The 16,693-nt window shown below is 38.7% G+C and carries 18 protein-coding genes; 5 read left to right on the top strand and 13 right to left on the bottom strand.

Annotated features, from left to right (window positions below; all coding sequences use genetic code 11):
* Positions 1 to 124: 124 nt before the first annotated feature.
* The 4 genes from rplT to thrS all read right to left on the bottom strand — a co-directional run bounded on the left by rplT (position 125) and on the right by thrS (position 3,305).
* Positions 125 to 469: a 50S ribosomal protein L20 gene (rplT, locus tag B4Z90_RS01680; protein WP_046674462.1), complete on the bottom strand. Its 345-nt coding sequence runs from the start codon at positions 467 to 469 to the stop codon at positions 125 to 127.
* A 98-nt stretch (positions 470 to 567) separates the two neighbouring features.
* On the bottom strand, positions 568 to 768 hold the full coding sequence (gene rpmI, locus B4Z90_RS01685) for a 50S ribosomal protein L35 (RefSeq protein WP_002993964.1): 201 nt from the start codon (positions 766 to 768) through the stop codon (positions 568 to 570).
* Between the two features lie 39 nt (positions 769 to 807).
* On the bottom strand, positions 808 to 1,368 hold the full coding sequence (gene infC, locus B4Z90_RS01690; RefSeq protein ID WP_083295912.1) for a translation initiation factor IF-3: 561 nt from the start codon (positions 1,366 to 1,368) through the stop codon (positions 808 to 810).
* 11 nt (positions 1,369 to 1,379) lie between these two features.
* A complete protein-coding gene (gene thrS, locus B4Z90_RS01695) occupies positions 1,380 to 3,305 on the bottom strand; it encodes a threonine--tRNA ligase (RefSeq protein ID WP_070565657.1) in 1,926 nt (641 codons plus the stop codon).
* A 630-nt stretch (positions 3,306 to 3,935) separates the two neighbouring features.
* Between thrS and B4Z90_RS01700 the strand changes: the two genes are divergently transcribed.
* Positions 3,936 to 4,559, top strand: coding sequence for a 7-carboxy-7-deazaguanine synthase QueE (locus B4Z90_RS01700; protein ID WP_046674459.1), 624 nt, complete (start codon positions 3,936 to 3,938; stop codon positions 4,557 to 4,559).
* Between the two features lie 93 nt (positions 4,560 to 4,652).
* Here B4Z90_RS01700 and B4Z90_RS01705 read toward each other — a convergent pair whose 3' ends face one another.
* The 3 genes from B4Z90_RS01705 to B4Z90_RS01715 all read right to left on the bottom strand — a co-directional run bounded on the left by B4Z90_RS01705 (position 4,653) and on the right by B4Z90_RS01715 (position 7,721).
* A complete protein-coding gene (locus tag B4Z90_RS01705; RefSeq protein WP_070567673.1) occupies positions 4,653 to 5,900 on the bottom strand; it encodes a hypothetical protein in 1,248 nt (415 codons plus the stop codon).
* A 135-nt stretch (positions 5,901 to 6,035) separates the two neighbouring features.
* Positions 6,036 to 7,112 (bottom strand): Gfo/Idh/MocA family protein, encoded by a 1,077-nt coding sequence (locus tag B4Z90_RS01710; RefSeq protein WP_070567675.1) that lies wholly within the window; start codon positions 7,110 to 7,112, stop codon positions 6,036 to 6,038.
* 18 nt (positions 7,113 to 7,130) lie between these two features.
* Positions 7,131 to 7,721: a phosphatase PAP2 family protein gene (locus tag B4Z90_RS01715; protein WP_070567677.1), complete on the bottom strand. Its 591-nt coding sequence runs from the start codon at positions 7,719 to 7,721 to the stop codon at positions 7,131 to 7,133.
* Between the two features lie 579 nt (positions 7,722 to 8,300).
* On the opposite strand from B4Z90_RS01715, the gene hisG reads away from it, so the two are divergent.
* Both hisG and hisD read left to right on the top strand, forming a co-directional pair.
* Positions 8,301 to 9,152 carry an ATP phosphoribosyltransferase gene (gene hisG, locus B4Z90_RS01720; protein WP_070567679.1) on the top strand — a complete coding sequence of 284 codons (852 nt, stop codon included), beginning with the start codon at positions 8,301 to 8,303 and terminating at the stop codon, positions 9,150 to 9,152.
* A gap of 22 nt (positions 9,153 to 9,174) precedes the next feature.
* Positions 9,175 to 10,464: a histidinol dehydrogenase gene (gene hisD / locus B4Z90_RS01725; protein WP_070567681.1), complete on the top strand. Its 1,290-nt coding sequence runs from the start codon at positions 9,175 to 9,177 to the stop codon at positions 10,462 to 10,464.
* Between the two features lie 93 nt (positions 10,465 to 10,557).
* Here the strand turns inward: hisD and B4Z90_RS01730 are convergent, their stop codons facing one another.
* The 3 genes from B4Z90_RS01730 to B4Z90_RS01740 all read right to left on the bottom strand — a co-directional run bounded on the left by B4Z90_RS01730 (position 10,558) and on the right by B4Z90_RS01740 (position 13,362).
* Entirely contained in the window at positions 10,558 to 11,472 is a 915-nt protein-coding gene (locus B4Z90_RS01730; protein ID WP_286801258.1) for a YARHG domain-containing protein, read from the bottom strand.
* Positions 11,469 to 12,038 (bottom strand): DUF2306 domain-containing protein, encoded by a 570-nt coding sequence (locus tag B4Z90_RS01735; RefSeq protein ID WP_286768657.1) that lies wholly within the window; start codon positions 12,036 to 12,038, stop codon positions 11,469 to 11,471. The genes B4Z90_RS01730 and B4Z90_RS01735 overlap by 4 nt, the downstream gene beginning before the upstream one ends.
* 79 nt (positions 12,039 to 12,117) lie before the next feature.
* Positions 12,118 to 13,362: an ABC transporter permease gene (locus B4Z90_RS01740; protein ID WP_175442026.1), complete on the bottom strand. Its 1,245-nt coding sequence runs from the start codon at positions 13,360 to 13,362 to the stop codon at positions 12,118 to 12,120.
* Between the two features lie 185 nt (positions 13,363 to 13,547).
* On the opposite strand from B4Z90_RS01740, the gene queA reads away from it, so the two are divergent.
* Together queA and B4Z90_RS01750 are read left to right on the top strand one after the other, a co-directional pair.
* The gene (gene queA / locus B4Z90_RS01745; protein ID WP_070567689.1) at positions 13,548 to 14,597 is read left to right on the top strand and encodes a tRNA preQ1(34) S-adenosylmethionine ribosyltransferase-isomerase QueA; all 1,050 of its coding nucleotides are present in this window, start codon (positions 13,548 to 13,550) and stop codon (positions 14,595 to 14,597) included.
* Between the two features lie 84 nt (positions 14,598 to 14,681).
* Positions 14,682 to 15,365 carry a 2-C-methyl-D-erythritol 4-phosphate cytidylyltransferase gene (locus B4Z90_RS01750; protein WP_286801259.1) on the top strand — a complete coding sequence of 228 codons (684 nt, stop codon included), beginning with the start codon at positions 14,682 to 14,684 and terminating at the stop codon, positions 15,363 to 15,365.
* A 4-nt stretch (positions 15,366 to 15,369) separates the two neighbouring features.
* Here the strand turns inward: B4Z90_RS01750 and B4Z90_RS01755 are convergent, their stop codons facing one another.
* The 3 genes from B4Z90_RS01755 to B4Z90_RS01765 all read right to left on the bottom strand — a co-directional run bounded on the left by B4Z90_RS01755 (position 15,370) and on the right by B4Z90_RS01765 (position 16,640).
* A complete protein-coding gene (locus B4Z90_RS01755) occupies positions 15,370 to 15,525 on the bottom strand; it encodes a lmo0937 family membrane protein (protein WP_104382583.1) in 156 nt (51 codons plus the stop codon).
* Between the two features lie 78 nt (positions 15,526 to 15,603).
* Positions 15,604 to 16,371, bottom strand: a complete 768-nt coding sequence (locus tag B4Z90_RS01760) for an MBL fold metallo-hydrolase (RefSeq protein ID WP_286801260.1) — start codon at positions 16,369 to 16,371, stop codon at positions 15,604 to 15,606.
* Positions 16,368 to 16,640 (bottom strand): hypothetical protein, encoded by a 273-nt coding sequence (locus B4Z90_RS01765; RefSeq protein WP_070567695.1) that lies wholly within the window; start codon positions 16,638 to 16,640, stop codon positions 16,368 to 16,370. Before B4Z90_RS01765 ends, B4Z90_RS01760 begins: the two co-directional genes overlap by 4 nt.
* Positions 16,641 to 16,693: the final 53 nt, after the last annotated feature.

A 16,693-nucleotide genomic window follows, 5' to 3' on the forward strand; every position in this document is an offset into this window, starting at 1 on the left:
CAGCATGTATTGGTTTTACTTGGAACATAACGTCCCAAAAAAGATACAGCATCCGTTACAACAAAAAAAGGAGCCTAACAGGCTCCTTTAATATCTCTAACAAATTGACAGCGGATTAAAAACTCTATTTTACTGCGTCTACAACTGCTTTGAAAGCTTCTGGGTTATTTAAAGCTAAGTCAGCTAAAACCTTACGGTTCAAACCAATATTCTTAGCGTTTAATTTACCGATCAATTGGGAATAAGAAATTCCGTGTTGACGAGCTCCAGCGTTGATACGTTGAATCCATAAAGCTCTAAACTCGCGTTTTTTGGTTTTACGATCGCGGTAAGCGTATTGTAAACCTTTTTCTACTGTATTTTTAGCAATAGTATAAACTTTGCTACGTGATCCAAAGTAACCTTTTGCAAGGCCTAGGATTTTTTTGCGTCTTCTTCTAGAAGCTACTGCGTTAACCGAACGTGGCATATTTTTAAAATTAGTTTGGTAGAAGGTGTCATGTATTTCAATGAACTTACAACCTTGTACCCGGTTAAAAAATTATTATTAATAAAATCGAATAAAACTTATTTACCGATAGCAAGCATACGTTTTACGTTGCCCATATCGCCATCAGATACATAACTTGTTTGTGTTAAGTTACGTTTACGTTTTGTGCTCTTTTTTGTCAAGATGTGGCTTTTGAAAGCGTTTTTTCTTGCAATTTTACCTGTTCCAGTCAATTTGAAACGTTTCTTTGCGCTGGAATTGGTTTTAACTTTTGGCATAATACTTATAAATTTTATATCAATCTGTTAGAATTCTTATTATTTTTTAGGAGCCTTTGGAGCTACTGTTAAAAACATGCGTTTACCTTCTAATTTCGGTAAAAGCTCTACCTTACCGTAATCCTCTAAAGCCTGAGCAAAGCGTAACAACAAGATCTCACCTTGATCCTTGTGTACAATAGCACGACCTTTGAAGTGTACATAAGCACGAACTTTCTCTCCACTTTCTAGAAACTTAATAGCATGTTTCAATTTGAACTCAAAATCATGCTCACCAGAGTTAGGTCCGAAACGGATTTCTTTAATAACAGTCTGTTTTGCATTAGCTTTGATTTCCTTTTGTTTCTTCTTCTGTTCGTAAACAAACTTACTGTAGTCGATAATCTTACAAACCGGCGGTACAGCATTTGGCGAAATCTCCACTAAATCAAGTTCCAACTCATCAGCCAACTCTAACGCTTTGCGCGTAGGGTAAACTCCTTGTTCCACATTATCTCCTACCAAGCGCACCTCCGGTACCTTGATTAACTCATTAATGCGGTGATCTGGTTCTTTCTTTCTCATTGGTGGTCTTGGACCACCGGGTCTTTTTAATGCCAAATGTTTAAAAATTAAACGGTTATTTCCTTAATTAATATATCTCTAAATGCCTCAGCAGTCATTGTTCCCAATTCCACTGAGCCATGTTTACGTACAGAAACTGTGCCATTTTCCACCTCTTTTTCCCCTACAATCAACATATAAGGAAGCTTTTTCACTTCGGCGTCTCTGATTTTTCTGCCCACTTTCTCGTCACGTAAGTCTATCAGTCCGCGAATATCGGAATTATTTAGCGAATTCAAAACATTTTGCGCATATTCTTCGTATTTTTCTGACACTGGCAAGACGATAAATTGCTCAGGTGCAAGCCATAACGGGAATTGTCCCGCACAATGTTCGATCAGTACAGCTACAAAACGCTCCAAAGATCCAAAAGGTGCACGGTGAATCATTACTGGACGATGTTTCATATTATCACTTCCAGTATATTCCAATTCAAAACGCTCAGGTAAATTATAATCGACCTGTATTGTACCCAATTGCCACTTCCGTCCTAAAGCATCCTTCACCATAAAGTCTAACTTAGGACCATAGAAAGCCGCCTCTCCATATTCCACGACTGTCGGTAAACCTTTCTCTTCAGCAGCCTCAATAATCGCAGACTCAGCCAAAGCCCAATTTTCGTCAGTACCAATATATTTTGTACGGTTTTCAGGATCACGTAATGACACTTGTGCTGTATAATCATTAAAGCCTAACGCTCCAAATACATAAAGAACCAAGTCTATTACCTTTTTGAATTCATCTTTAACCTGATCAGGACGGCAAAACAAATGTGCATCATCTTGCGTAAACCCACGAACCCTTGTCAAACCGTGAAGCTCACCAGATTGCTCGTAACGATATACAGTACCAAACTCAGCAAAGCGAACCGGTAAGTCCTTATACGAGCGTGGTTTTACTTTATAAATTTCACAATGATGCGGACAGTTCATTGGTTTTAACAAAAACTCTTCTCCTTCGATCGGAGTCTTTATTGGTTGAAATGAATCCGCGCCATATTTCTCATAGTGTCCAGAAGTCACATATAACTGCTTATGCCCGATATGCGGCGTAACAACAGGCTCATACCCAGAGTTTAACTGTGCTTTCTGCAAAAAGTCTATCAGCTTTTGACGTAATGCAGCTCCTTTAGGCAACCAAAGTGGCAAACCTGCACCAACTTTTTCAGAAAAAGCAAAAAGTTCCAACTCTTTCCCAAGTTTACGGTGATCGCGTTTTTTCGCCTCTTCTATAAATTTCAAATACTCTGTAAGCTCCGATGCCTTAGGGAACGTAACACCATAAATACGTGTCAACTGTTTGCGAGACTCATCACCCCTCCAGTAAGCACCGGCAACATTAGTCAATTTAATCGCTTTAATAAACCCAGTATTTGGAATATGAGGGCCACGACATAAATCTGTAAATTCCCCTTGCGTGTAGAAAGTAATCTTTCCATCTTCCAAGTCTTTGATTAAATCTAGCTTATACTCATCTCCTTTTTCAGTAAAGTAAGCCAATGCATCCGATTTCGAAACAGCTTTACGTTCAAATGTTTCTTTCCGTTTAGCCAGCTCCAGCATCTTGTCTTCGATGGCTTTAAAGTCATCAGACGAGAATTCACGATCACCAAAATCAACATCGTAGTAAAATCCGGTTTCAATCGCGGGACCAATACCAAATTTAATCCCTGGATACAATGCCTCCAAAGCCTCAGCCAGTAAGTGGGCTGAAGAATGCCAAAAAGTGGATTTACCTTTGGTATCATTCCAGGTTAATAACTTAACAGTAGCATCATTTTCAATAGCACGGGCAGAATCCCACACTTCGCCATTTACTTCGGCAGCAAGAACGTTTCTTGCAAGCCCCTCTGAGATGGATAACGCAATCTCTGCAGCAGTGATTCCTTTTTGATACTCTCTTACGGAACCATCCGGTAGTGTAATTTTAATCATTTACAACTATGATCTTTAAATTGTTAAAAAATAGAAAACATAAAACAACATGTACAATTATGTTATTACACTTACGTTTTCAATAAATAAATTGTGACACAAATTTAGTAAAAATTCTGATAAAATAACAGGTTTTTTGCGCTATTCAACGCATTATTCAGGGCATTTACAGGCTCCCCACCTCTCCACTGTTCAAATACGCCGACTTCATTGGCTTTACACACTTTACATCCTCATCGTTGCAGTTTAAAACGGATTGATAATCTGATCTTATTGACCAACAATATCGCTCTATGGTACCGAGGTACATCCCAACAATTAATGAAAATCAGGTTATATATTAACAGGGTAATTGCAGGGGGTTAACAGGGGTAAATCCCTATTAACCCCCTGTTATACCTCTACAAAAAGAGTGTTGTTTCACTGTTAATAGAAAACATAGTATAGGCTGATAGCATGGTAGCAGTAAACTATGTGCTTTGTTTAAACATGAACCTAAAAACAAAGGGATAAAAGCAGATTATACCAGCTACTATATATAAAAAAATGACAGGGCAGCTACTTAAAAGCAACAGGACAAATTGAGCATCTCATTAATATTTGCTACCTTTGCAGACTGAAATTTTAACTATGTCAAATCAAGTACCAGAAGACGGAACACTATTACCCCTAATGGAAGAATTTTACACGATTCAGGGAGAAGGCTACCATACCGGGACTGCTGCTTATTTCATACGATTGGGTGGTTGCGATGTTGGCTGCCATTGGTGCGATGTAAAGGAAAGCTGGGATGCATCTATCCACCCCCTTACAGCCGCAGATTCGATTATCGAAAATGCAAAGAAATATCCGGCAAAAACTGTTGTCATTACGGGTGGCGAACCGCTTATTTATAATTTGGATTACCTAACAAAAGGGCTTCATGAGGCAGGGATTAAAACGTTTATTGAAACCTCTGGTGCATATCCTCTGAGTGGTGAATGGGACTGGATATGTTTATCTCCAAAAAAATTCAAAGCACCACGCAAAGATGTGTTAGAAGCTGCTGGTGAACTTAAAGTTATCGTTTTCAATAAAAGCGATTTCGCTTGGGGAGAAGAATATGCACAACTTGTAGGGCCAAACTGCAGATTATACCTTCAACCTGAATGGTCGAAATCTAAAGAAATGACGCCTTCTATTATTGATTACGTAAAAGAAAACCCTAAATGGGATATTTCACTACAAACACATAAGTTTTTAAACATTCCTTAATAGTGAAATGCACGATTAAATAGACACAAAAAAGGCTTTCGACAGTATCGAAAGCCTTTTTTTATCAATCTATATTAATGCATGTCATTTAAATCACTTCACATAGGTTTTTAAAAAAGTGTCCAGGTCTAGCGTCTTCGTTTCTTCACCTTCCTTCTCCCGGACCAGCACATTTCCAGCATTATCAGCATCTAGAAATAATAAGGTCGCCTTTAATAAAATCTTTCCATTTTCATCCAACAATCCAACTTTACCATTTTCAGAGAACATCAAATAATTGTCTAAAAATTTACTGATATTTTCCTTCTTGTCAAGCAGAACTTTCCCTTCCTGTGTAACCAATCCAAAATTACCATCCTTCTGAAAAATAGCAAGTTTTTGATTTGCTGGCGTAAGCCAGTCAAACCCTTCCTTATTTACCTTCCCCCCCTTCTTATCCAACAACCAAAAATAATTATCCTTATCTGAAACAATAGCAGTCTGCTCATTAAAATACGCTAAAGAGAAAAGAGAGCAAGGCAGCACATCTTCTCCCGCCATGTTTTTTATACCATAATATTCATCATTGGTATCTTTATCCTTGACCATGGTCCATTTAAGTGACTTATCCAATGGGAAAGTATCTTCAAATAAACTCACATCTTCCCCCTCACTCGTATTACCTCCCCCCGAGATATCAATCACCTTTGCATTTTTGGGAAGCTCGAAATCTGCCGCAGAAGATACATTGGTGACTTTCGTTGTTTCAAAACCAAGATCATTGTTCTCACCCAAAGACAATTTGAGCACACCTCCAGGCAAATCATTGATAAATGAAAATGCCGTCAAATAATAAGTAGGCACCGCTTCCGAATACCATACCGTTGCTACTGCAGAATCGGCATTGTTTTTTATAAATAACTTTGCTTTCTTACAGGTAATTCCCGCTATCGATTCGATCTCGCCCATATCTTGCAGCTGCACATAGGGACCTTCCGACTCCCCTAACTTCGCACTGACAATCTTATAGGCTGGATTGTATGCTTCGGCAGTAACAATATCATCACCGACCGAATACGAATATGTTTTTGCTAATTTTCGATTTAAAATAGCATGTGCTTTTTGATTCACGACAGTGGAAGAATAATCGGCATCTGTTAAAATTTCCACATTCCGATAAGCCATTTTTCCTTTCAAAAATGGCTCATAAAACTCTTTTGCAAATTCCGGAACTTCATTTTCAAATTTTTCAGGTGAAACTTCGCCTTTAAACACCAACTCCATCTGCCATTGCTTATCTTGCGCATAAGTTGTCGAAATTGATAATCCAAATAATAGTGCAACGCTGAGTAAATTATTCATAAGAATGATAAATATGTAGCTAAATAACAAAAGACAGACCAAAAAGCCTATCTTTTGCTCTATTTTTTTATTTATTTACTTTTTTCTCTTCATATTTCCATAAAATGTAAAAACGTGATCGCTAAGCAAAATGAACTACAATTTTATCATCTGTTTTGTTTTCACCGCTTCGTCACATGCCAAAGCAATCCGTAGACTATTAACAGCATCTTCCATCGAATCAGAAAGGTCCAAATTATCTACAATCGCCTGCAGAAAGAATAATTGCTCCCGATTACATAATTCTTGATGATCAGGCTCATCAGATAAGTTGACCCACTCATCGACCTTCGTAAATTCGTTTGCCGAATCTAAATCGGCGTAATGTACGCGAAGGCTTTCTGTTTGTGTATGGGATGCTACCGAATCCGATTTACCTTCATCGCTTGCTTTGTTTGCGATAATGGAAACGGCGCCCTTAGGTCCAAAAACGTCCTTTACAAAAAAAGCGTTTTGACTGACCATTGGTCCCCATCCGGCTTCATACCATCCTACGGACCCATCTTCAAAATGCAGCTGCAATTGTCCGTAGTTGTAGTTCCAGGCAGGAATCTCATCGGTTAACCGTGCACCTATTGCAGATACATACAATGGCTTCGCCCCCACCATTTGACACATGACATCAATATAATGAACTCCGCAGTCAACAATGGGACTTAAACTAGACATCAGATTTTTATGCACATCCCACATATACCCATGGCTCTGCTGATTCAGGTTCATACGCATAACAAGTGGCTTTCCCATTGTTTTGGATATTTCAATAAATTTGATCCAGGAGGGATGATACCTCAAAATATATCCAACAACCAATTTTTTATCGTATTGCAGCGCTGCATCGACGACTTCCTGCGCCGAAATCACGTCTTCAGCTAAAGGCTTTTCAATAAAAACATGAGCGCCAGCCTGAAAGGCTTTTATAGCATACGCTTTATGTGTATCTGGATAGGTCGCAATACAAACGGCATCCGGTTTCGTTTCCTGAAGTGCATCCTCATAAGATTCAAACAGTTTATAGTTACCTCCCAATTGCTCATTCAGTTTACTTTTGCTCTCCCCGCGAGCTACTAGACCCACAATTTGAAAGCCATCTAAATCGTGATATGCCTTCGCATGAGATGCGCCCATATTTCCACATCCAACAACCAATATTTTAATAACCTCTTGTATCATTTTTTTTCTATTGCTATATTATTTCTTTAATCCATCCAAAGCAAAGGCCGCTCCCGTTCCTAGTACAGCTCCTGCTAATACATCGGAGGGAAAATGTACGCCCAAATACATCCTTGAATATCCCACGCTACTCGCCCATAAAAGGGATGGCGCAACGACGTACCACTTCGAGTAGGCTCGAGACAAAGCAGAAGCCGTAGCAAAAGCAGATGACGTATGACCAGAGGGAAAGGAATACCCACCGGCTGTACGAACCGATATGAAATTAGGATATTTTTTAAATGGCCTACTTCGCTTAAAGATATGTTTTAAACCAACATTCACTAGCGCTGTTACAGCCGTACTACTGGCGACATACAGGGCATTCTGACGCATTGCCTTATCATCGTTGACCGCACCTGCCACCAGTAAACCAACAGGAACGGCTATCTGAACATAGTTATTGATATCAGAAAGCACTTTAAATGTTTGTGTTTGTGGCGCTGTCCGAGTCTCAGCTATGGACTCCAATATCCGGATATCTAACGTAGACGCTGGACTTTCTTGTCCTAGAACAGGGCCATAAAGACAGTTAACCCAACAAATAAAAATAAAAGCTAATCTTTTCATCTAACAAATAATTGATCTAATTTACCATTCCCTTGAATTAGGTACCACTAAACACACTACTCCAATTTATTAAACAACAACTTCTCCCCCCACTATTGTCACTTTTATCCGTTATTAACTTAATAAGTCACTCCCCAATCCTTAAAAATAAGGAAATTTATGAGAGTTGTCACCCTATCAAGAAACATTTCGATTGGACAAAATTTCACAGCTCACTATTGGCGTAATTCAAACAGCTTACTATAGGATAGGAAATCAGCATTGTCTTTTGTCTAAATTGTAGTGTATTCCCCAATCAATGACCTAGTTTTTACAATTTTTTCAAGAAAATTGAATTCATTTCAACAACAAGTCCATTAGGATAAGAATTTTAAAATGATAGTCTTGCATTTCCCATTAATTTACTATACATTTGCTTGCAGTTATTAATACAAACATGGTCTATACTTGCGTACATCATTTTCATTTTCATCATCGCCATTGTGGCGATATGTTAATTTAATGTGTTCTTACGTAGAATACCTTCCCTCTTGTTTGATTTCTTATTATTAATAATTTACTGCTAACATTTATAAAGCGTTGAAAAATCTTAAAATTGCTATCCAAAAATCGGGTAGGTTAAACGAAAAATCTGTTCAATTACTGAAAAATTGTGGTTTAGACTTCGAGAACTACAAAAGTTCTTTAATCACCACGGTTGGGAATTTCCCACTCGAAATATTATTTCTGAGAGATGATGATATTCCGGGATATGTGGAACAAGGTATAGCCGACCTGGGCATCGTCGGTGAAAACATCATTGATGAGACCGAATCCAAAGTAGAATACATCAAGAGGCTTGGTTTTGGAAAATGTACGTTGAAACTGGCTATTCCCAAAGATAGCACCATCCAAGACGTTAAAGACCTTAACGGCAAAGCAATCGCAACCTCTTATCCAAATATCCTAAAGAATTTTCTAGACGAGTATAAGATCAATGCAGATATCCGTTTGATATCTGGCTCAGTTGAAATTTCTCCCGGTTTGGGTCTTAGTGATGCGATCTGTGATATCGTATCGACCGGTGGAACACTAAAAAGTAATGGTTTGAAGCCTTTTGCTGATGTTAAAAATTCAGAAGCCATATTGGTCGGAAGAAAGGGATTGGAAGGCAATGAAGTTTTGGCGGAATTAGTGCAACGTATCGAATCTGTTCTTTTAGCAAAAGAAACTAAATATGTGGTATTGAATGTCGAAAAGAAAAATTTGCCGGCTATTACTTCTTTATTACACGGTGTTAAGAGTCCTACGGTTGTTCCACTGGCAGAAGAAGGTTGGGTTGCTGTACACACTGTTATCACGGAAGATGACTTTTGGGATAAGATCAATAAGTTAAAAGCTGAAGGTGCCCAAGGTATCGTTGTAATGCCAATTGAAAAAATCATCCTTTAAACTTGACACGCGAGGTACGACTATGTTAAAAAAATATGATTACAAGACCCTAGGGAAAGAGGAAATACAACAATTAGTTGCCCGAAATATGGACCCCAACAATGCAATTCAGGATGTTGTTCAGGAGATTATTCAACAAGTACGTCAACAAGGTGATGTGGTTCTGCGCGAATATGCCGCCAAATTTGATAAAGTTGAACTTGACAGATTATATTTAGACGAGGAAGATATCGACGCTTTGGCGTCTACCATAGGCCGTGATCAACAGAGAGCACTTGAAATCGCTTTTCAAAATATCCATAAATTCCATAGTACACAGCTAAAAAGAGAGCGTACGGTTGAAACAATGCCCGGTGTAAAATGCTGGCGAGAAGTCCGTCCGATTGAAAAAGTTGGACTTTACATCCCTGGCGGGTCAGCAGTTTTACCAAGCACGCTTTTAATGCTTGGTGTCCCGGCAAGGATAGCTGGATGCAAAGAGATCGTCGTTTGTTCTCCACCTCAATCCAATGGGAAAATCAATGGCTTTATCGCTTTTTGTTTAAAATTACTTAAGATAAACAGAATATACTTAGTTGGAGGTGCTCAGGCTGTTGCAGCGATGGGTTTTGGAACGGAGACCATACCAAAAGTGGATAAGATCTTTGGCCCGGGCAATCAGTTTGTCACAAAAGCAAAATCCATCATACAGGGGCTAGCAAATGTCAGTATTGATATGCCTGCAGGACCATCCGAAGTGCTGGTCGTCGCGGATGAATCGGCAAGCCCAGCATTTGTGGCAGCAGATCTTTTGGCACAGGCTGAACATGGAGCCGACAGTCAAGCAGTCCTGGTTGCAACATCCAATGCGCTAGTTGATGCAGTCAACACAGCCCTTGTAGCCCAGTTAGCGGTTTTGCCACGCAAGGAACTCGCTTCAAAAGCGATTGAAAATTCCTATGCAGTAACTGTTGAGACGCTTCAGGAGGCCATACAGTTTTCAAACGATTATGCACCAGAACACCTTATTTTGGAGACGGACCAATGGGAATCCTTAACACGCTATATCAGCAATGCTGGTTCTGTTTTTTTAGGACACTTAACACCTGAAAGCGCAGGAGATTATGCCTCAGGTACAAATCACACACTACCGACATCAGGTTATGCACGCTCCTATTCAGGCGTATCGGTAGATTCTTTTGTTAAAAAAGTTACCTTTCAACATATAAACGAAACCGGGCTTCAACAAATCGGATCAGTGGTTGAAATACTCGCTGAACTCGAGGGACTACAGGCGCATAAAAATGCGATTTCCATTCGGAAGAATGGATAAAAATCCCTATTGAAAACACAAAAAAGGCTTTACAATGTAAAGCCTTTTTTGTGTGATTGATCGCATAAATATTGTCTCGTAATGCCAACTGGATTATCTTCCAAAGGTGTCATAATTATCTGTTGCATATCTTTCAAACCTAGTCAGCAAGGCTATATTATCTTTTTCCAGTTGACTTAAGTCTGCACTCACATCTTTTGAAATAGGTACATACCAATCTACAGGCTCAAAAAATTGGCGAATGCTGGGTTTAGTAAACGCATAGCCATGTCGGGCGAAAATGGTATTCCGAATAATTTCCAAATCTAATTTCTTGAGGTTTTTCAGATCTTTCTCTGTCAACTTTTGCTTAGACGCATTTACAGTAAAGACTGCGGGAGATGCAGATCTATAATATTGTATAATGTATGTATACGTTGAGTCACCATCCACGTCAGTTTCCTCTTTTCTTTTTTCATTAATCCAGTCAACCAACGTCCCCTCCTCTCCATCCTGATTTTTAAGCATCAGATTTGGATTATAGGCAAATTGTTTTTTCAACAATTTAAAGTTTCGCTTTTTGATCTTTACACCCTGGTCATACGCAGACCAGTTACCAATTAGCGTGTCATGATTAAGCTTAATTTCAAAACGCCCGTCGGATTTTCTGTCTCCAGGTTCATCCAATAATAAGCGAATATCAGCACCGTTTTCTTCCAACTTCCCCACAAAAGAGCGCAGATTCCCCTTTACAACATTCTGTCCATAAACACCTCCTTTATCGGTAATTTTCTTTATCGTCAGATTTATCTTCGGAGCGTAATCCGTTGTTGGCAAACCCTCATCTTCTCCAAGTGTACTTTCATCAACGACAAAGTCGCCAACCCAATTACCGTAAAGTTCCTGATGGGCCTCAAGCTCGACGGCAACAGTATCTTTTATTTCGGCAGTTTCATTCTTTTTACTTTTCCCATCCTTACAACCAAGGACTGCTCCAAGCAATAACAGTAAACAAAGGTTTTTCTTCATAATTTATGATTTTTTTGATAAATAATAAATTCCGCCAGCAACAAATTAGGTATCCATCCCAGCCATGCAATAATTTGATAAACATCCATGGGATTGGGCTGAAAGAAGTATACTAAAGCAACCTTCCAAAAACGTAGGGTCAATGCCGAGCAGGTTAATGCAAAACTACGGATCATAAAATCACGGTGTTTATCAAATTTTCGCTGACTCGCCAAACGAACTGCCCGCCATGTAAAATAGCACCATCCAAGCCCCAATAATTCAAAGGCAATAATAGCGGTTAACCCGCCATTCGCCACGGATCCAATAAGCAAACCTGAAGGAGCGGCAAAAACCAAAATGGCGAATACATATAAATACCCGATACTTCGATGGACTCGCGGATATTTATTCAATAGATAAGTATTAAACTGCGTAAAGCCGGCAGGCAAGGCAAAGATAGCCGTGCAAACATGGATATAAAACACGTAGCGATACCACCAAAGTGATTCTATTTCGGTCTGCTTAATCATCAAGAAATTAGCATCGAGAGAGAAGCCGCGATAGCGAAAAGTAATTTCAGCCATCAACAGGCAGCTGTAAGCAAAGATTAAAAGCCAAAATCCATGTAATATCGAAAATTGAGCCCTTTTAAACATACCTTTTTTATTTACTCCGAATCGCTTCTACCGGATCCAGTCGAGAAGCCATTAAAGCTGGAACAATGCCCGATATTAACCCAATAAAAGTAGAAAGTGAAACAGTAAGCATTACCATTTTCAAACTGACCACAATAGCAACGCCAGTCGCAGCTTGTACCACAAAAGCCAAAAAATAGACGACAACGAGACCAATCCCTCCACCCAACAAACAAAGTACAATAGACTCTACTAAAAATTGTGAAAGAATAAAGAAATTTTTAGCTCCTAGCGCTTTCTGAATTCCGATGATATGTGTACGTTCTTTGACACTTACAAACATAATATTGGCAATGCCAAAACCGCCGACTAAAATTGAAAAAATACCAATTGAAAAACCCGCCAGATTAATGATACCAAAAAGCTGATCCAATGCACCTGTGATCATTGTTGTCTGGTTAATGGAAAAATTCTCCTCCCGTTGTGGTGATATACGACGAATCGACCGCATAAGTGTTTTCGCTTCGCTCTCAGCCTCGCCAAGCGTGTAGTTCGATTTAATAACCATCGCTATACTCGGTGAGAAATTATCATAGTTGACCAAATTTCTAGCCAGCTCAAACGGAATAAAGGCTGTATCATCCGGAGAGGTATTAATCAATACACCATTTCCTTCTTTCTTTAATACACCAATAACCTGAATTTTTCGGCCTAACATATTGATATATTTGCCAACTGGTTCCTCATTAGGAAAAAGCCCCTCTGCAATATTTGCGCCCAACACAGTTACAAGAGCTCCACCCCTCGACTCACTTTCAGCAAAGTAACGACCATCTATAATATTCAAATTTTGAATGTAAAGATTTTCGTAAGTCGCAGCATTAACCGATGAGCCTTGGGCCGAATTATTTTTATATTTAATAGTCGTATTGCCGATATTGATCATATACGCCATATACTCAGCCGTCGTCATCCGGCTTTTTAAATCCAGGTAATTATTGTATGTGGGTTCGGGTCTATTCAAGTATTTCCACCAAGGGAAATTTGGGCCGCCATCCCAGGGCCATTTTTCGATATACAGTGTTTTGCTGCCAATCTTCTTGACTGATTCCTCTATATTATTCCGTAGGGTATCTACTGCAGAAAATACACCAATAATCGTAAAAATACCGATGGTCACACCCAGCAGCGAAAGTAAGGTGCGAGTACGATTGTCTTTCAATGCCGAAAAAGCAAACTGACAACTCTCCAATATCAATCTAAAAAATAGCATAATTGTATTCTAAAATACAATATAGTTTTGATTTAATGTCAAAATCCCCAAAAATATATACATTAATTAGAAATATGGCTCTTCCATACCCGAAAAAGTTATAACTTTGTATGCTTTTGGCAGCCTGGTATTTGGTGCACTGTAATGCACTGAAAGGCAGATATTAATATATACTATTATTAAAGATGAAGTTATCTCAATTTAAATTCAACTTACCAGAATCATTACTTGCTTCTGAACCTTCTGAAAATCGTGACGAATCACGCTTGATGGTCCTACATAGAGATACTGGTAAAATTGAACACAAAATTTTCAAAGATGTATTGGATTATTTCGATGACAAGGATGTCATGATCTTAAACAATACTAAAGTTTTTCCAGCGCGCCTTTACGGTAATAAAGAAAAAACTGGAGCGACGATTGAAGTTTTCTTGTTGCGTGAATTGAACAATGAACTTCGTCTTTGGGATGTATTGGTAGACCCTGCGCGTAAAATCCGTGTAGGCAACAAATTATATTTCGGTGATGATGATTTATTGGTTGCCGAAGTGGTTGACAATACAACTTCTCGTGGTCGTACAATTAGATTTTTATTTGACGGTACCGATGAAGAGTTCCGCCGTAATATCGAAATCTTAGGTGAAACTCCGCTTCCTAAATATATCAAGCGTAAAGCTACACCGGAAGATAAATTCCGTTATCAAACAATCTATGCAAAAAATGAAGGGGCTGTCGCTGCACCTACAGCGGGACTTCACTTCTCCAGAGAGTTAATGAAACGCTTGGAACTAAAAGGCGTTGATTTTGCAGAAGTTACTCTTCACGTTGGGCTTGGAACTTTCCGTACCGTTGAAGTCGAAGATTTAACCAAACATAAGATGGATTCCGAACAGTTTATCATCACTGATGAGGCTGCGCGCGTTGTTAATAAAGCTATCGATAACAAACGTCGTGTGTGTGCTGTAGGAACGACTTCTATGCGTGCAATAGAATCTTCTGTTTCTGCAGACCATCACTTAAAAGCGGCTTCTGACTGGACCAGTAAGTTCATCTACCCTCCTTACGATTTCAGTATTGCAAACTCGATGATTACAAACTTCCACACGCCAGAATCTACACTTTTGGTGATGATTGCTGCTTTCGCTGGTTACGAAAACGTCATGAATGCATACGAAGTTGCAGTAAAAGAAAAATACAGATTCTATAGCTATGGTGATGCCATGTTAATTATCTAATGATTTGATATAACAAAAACAGAAAACGTGGATGGCTTCATAACTATCCACGTTTTTTTTAAATAAAAACCCTTCAATAATACCATGAATTTTGCCATAATCGTTGCTGCAGGAATCGGAAACAGGATGAAAAGCGATCTTCCAAAGCAGTTTCTTAACTTGGATGGGCTGCCGATCGTGATGCATACTATTGATCGCTTCTATCAATCCAACACCATTTCAGAAGTTATCTTGGTAATCAGTGAAGCAATGGAAAGCTATTGGAACCAGTTATGTGTAAAGTATCAGTTTGACAGACCAATACATATTGCATTTGGCGGAAAAACTCGTTTCGAAAGCGTAAAGAACGGTATAGACTACATTAAACAAAACTTCGACATTGGTCCTAAAGATTACATCGCCGTACACGATGGAGCTCGTCCGATTATTTCGGACGATTTAATTAGAAAGGCTTTTCAGGGAGCTTACGAACACCAAGCAATTGTATTGGCACAAAAGAGTGTTGAATCGGTGCGTTTAGGAAATATATCCACAAATACCGCCACAGATAGAAATCAGATTTGGCTGATACAAACTCCACAAGTCTTCCTCGGAGCATTGTTGTTAAAATCCTACCAACAAGATGAAAATCCACTTTTTACAGATGATGCTTCAGTGGTCGAAAAAACGGGCAAAAGTATTTATATTGTTGAAGGTGATTCTAAGAATATAAAAATCACCTATCCCCAAGACTTACAAATTGCCCAACTTTATTTAAAACTAATTTAAATGGTTAAGCATTGCCACGAATAACACGTAGTAATACAACGATAATTGCAATCACCAAAAGAATGTGGATGATATTATTTCCAGCCGCATAACCTCCAAAAAAGCTTATCGCCCAAATGATAACTAAAATAACGGCGATGATGTACAGTAAATTTCCCATTTCCTTATAATTTAATACCTAATTTATTTTTTATAGGTATAACAACGAAAAAAGGACTATAGTTTTATATTAAATAGATTAGGTTATATCCAACTGTAATCTGTCATAGGCTAGAAACATATTTTCGGGCAATTCTCCTGAAACAACTTCATGCAATCCCATTCGATGCCCAATATGTGTAAAATAGGTTTTGTCGGCATGAATATCATCGGCAAATTCAATCGCCTCTTCCAACGTTAAATGTGAAAAATGAGATTCCTTCTGTAAAGCATTTACGACAAGAATCTTTACTCCTTCCAATAATTTTCTTGATTCGTCAGAAATGAACTTCGCATCAGTAATATAGGCGAAATCTCCAATTCTAAAGCCCAACACAGGCATTTTATAATGCAGGACTTCGATAGGCATAATTTCCTTTCCGAATAAAGACAATGGCACACCAGCCTTTATCTCTTCCAAATCCAGTCTAGGCGCTCCTGGGTGTTTAATTTCCGTAAATGCATAATAAAATTCACGCTTTAGTGCTTCATGAAGTGCTTCGGTGCCATAAATTGAAATAGAACTATGCTGCTGATAATTAAACGCTCTAACATCGTCCAGTCCCGCAATATGATCTTTATGTGAGTGCGTCATTAATACGGCGTCCAAATGCATAACTTTCTCGCGCAGCATCTGGTATCTAAAATCAGGACCGGTATCGACAACCAATGTATGCTGATTGTATTCAATAAGAATAGAAGAACGTAATCTCTTATCACGTTTGTCTTCAGATTGACAGACCTGACATTGGCATGCTATTACTGGCACCCCTTGTGATGTTCCGGTTCCTAAAAATGTTATTCTCAAGCTACAATTTTTGATTTCAACACATCTTCATATAGTGGAAGAAATTTTTCAGAAATAACCTCCGAATCAATATCAATATCCAGTAATATATTCCACAGTGACTGGATTTTTATTTCAAGATTCGAAAACTTATTGACTACGACCACTTTTGTCGTCTGCAACATACAGGCACCGGTACGAAAGGAACCTTTCTCGTACCTCACTTTATACCCCTGCTCTTTGAAAAACTCCTCTATTTTCGTTAAACTGCTTTGTGTAAACGGTAACAAAATCTCTCCTCCTTTTAAATTTCTACCTCAGTCTCCCAAACTTAGATAAATTT

This window comes from Sphingobacterium sp. UBA5639 (genome assembly GCF_002421245.1).
Taxonomy (GTDB): domain Bacteria; phylum Bacteroidota; class Bacteroidia; order Sphingobacteriales; family Sphingobacteriaceae; genus Sphingobacterium; species Sphingobacterium multivorum.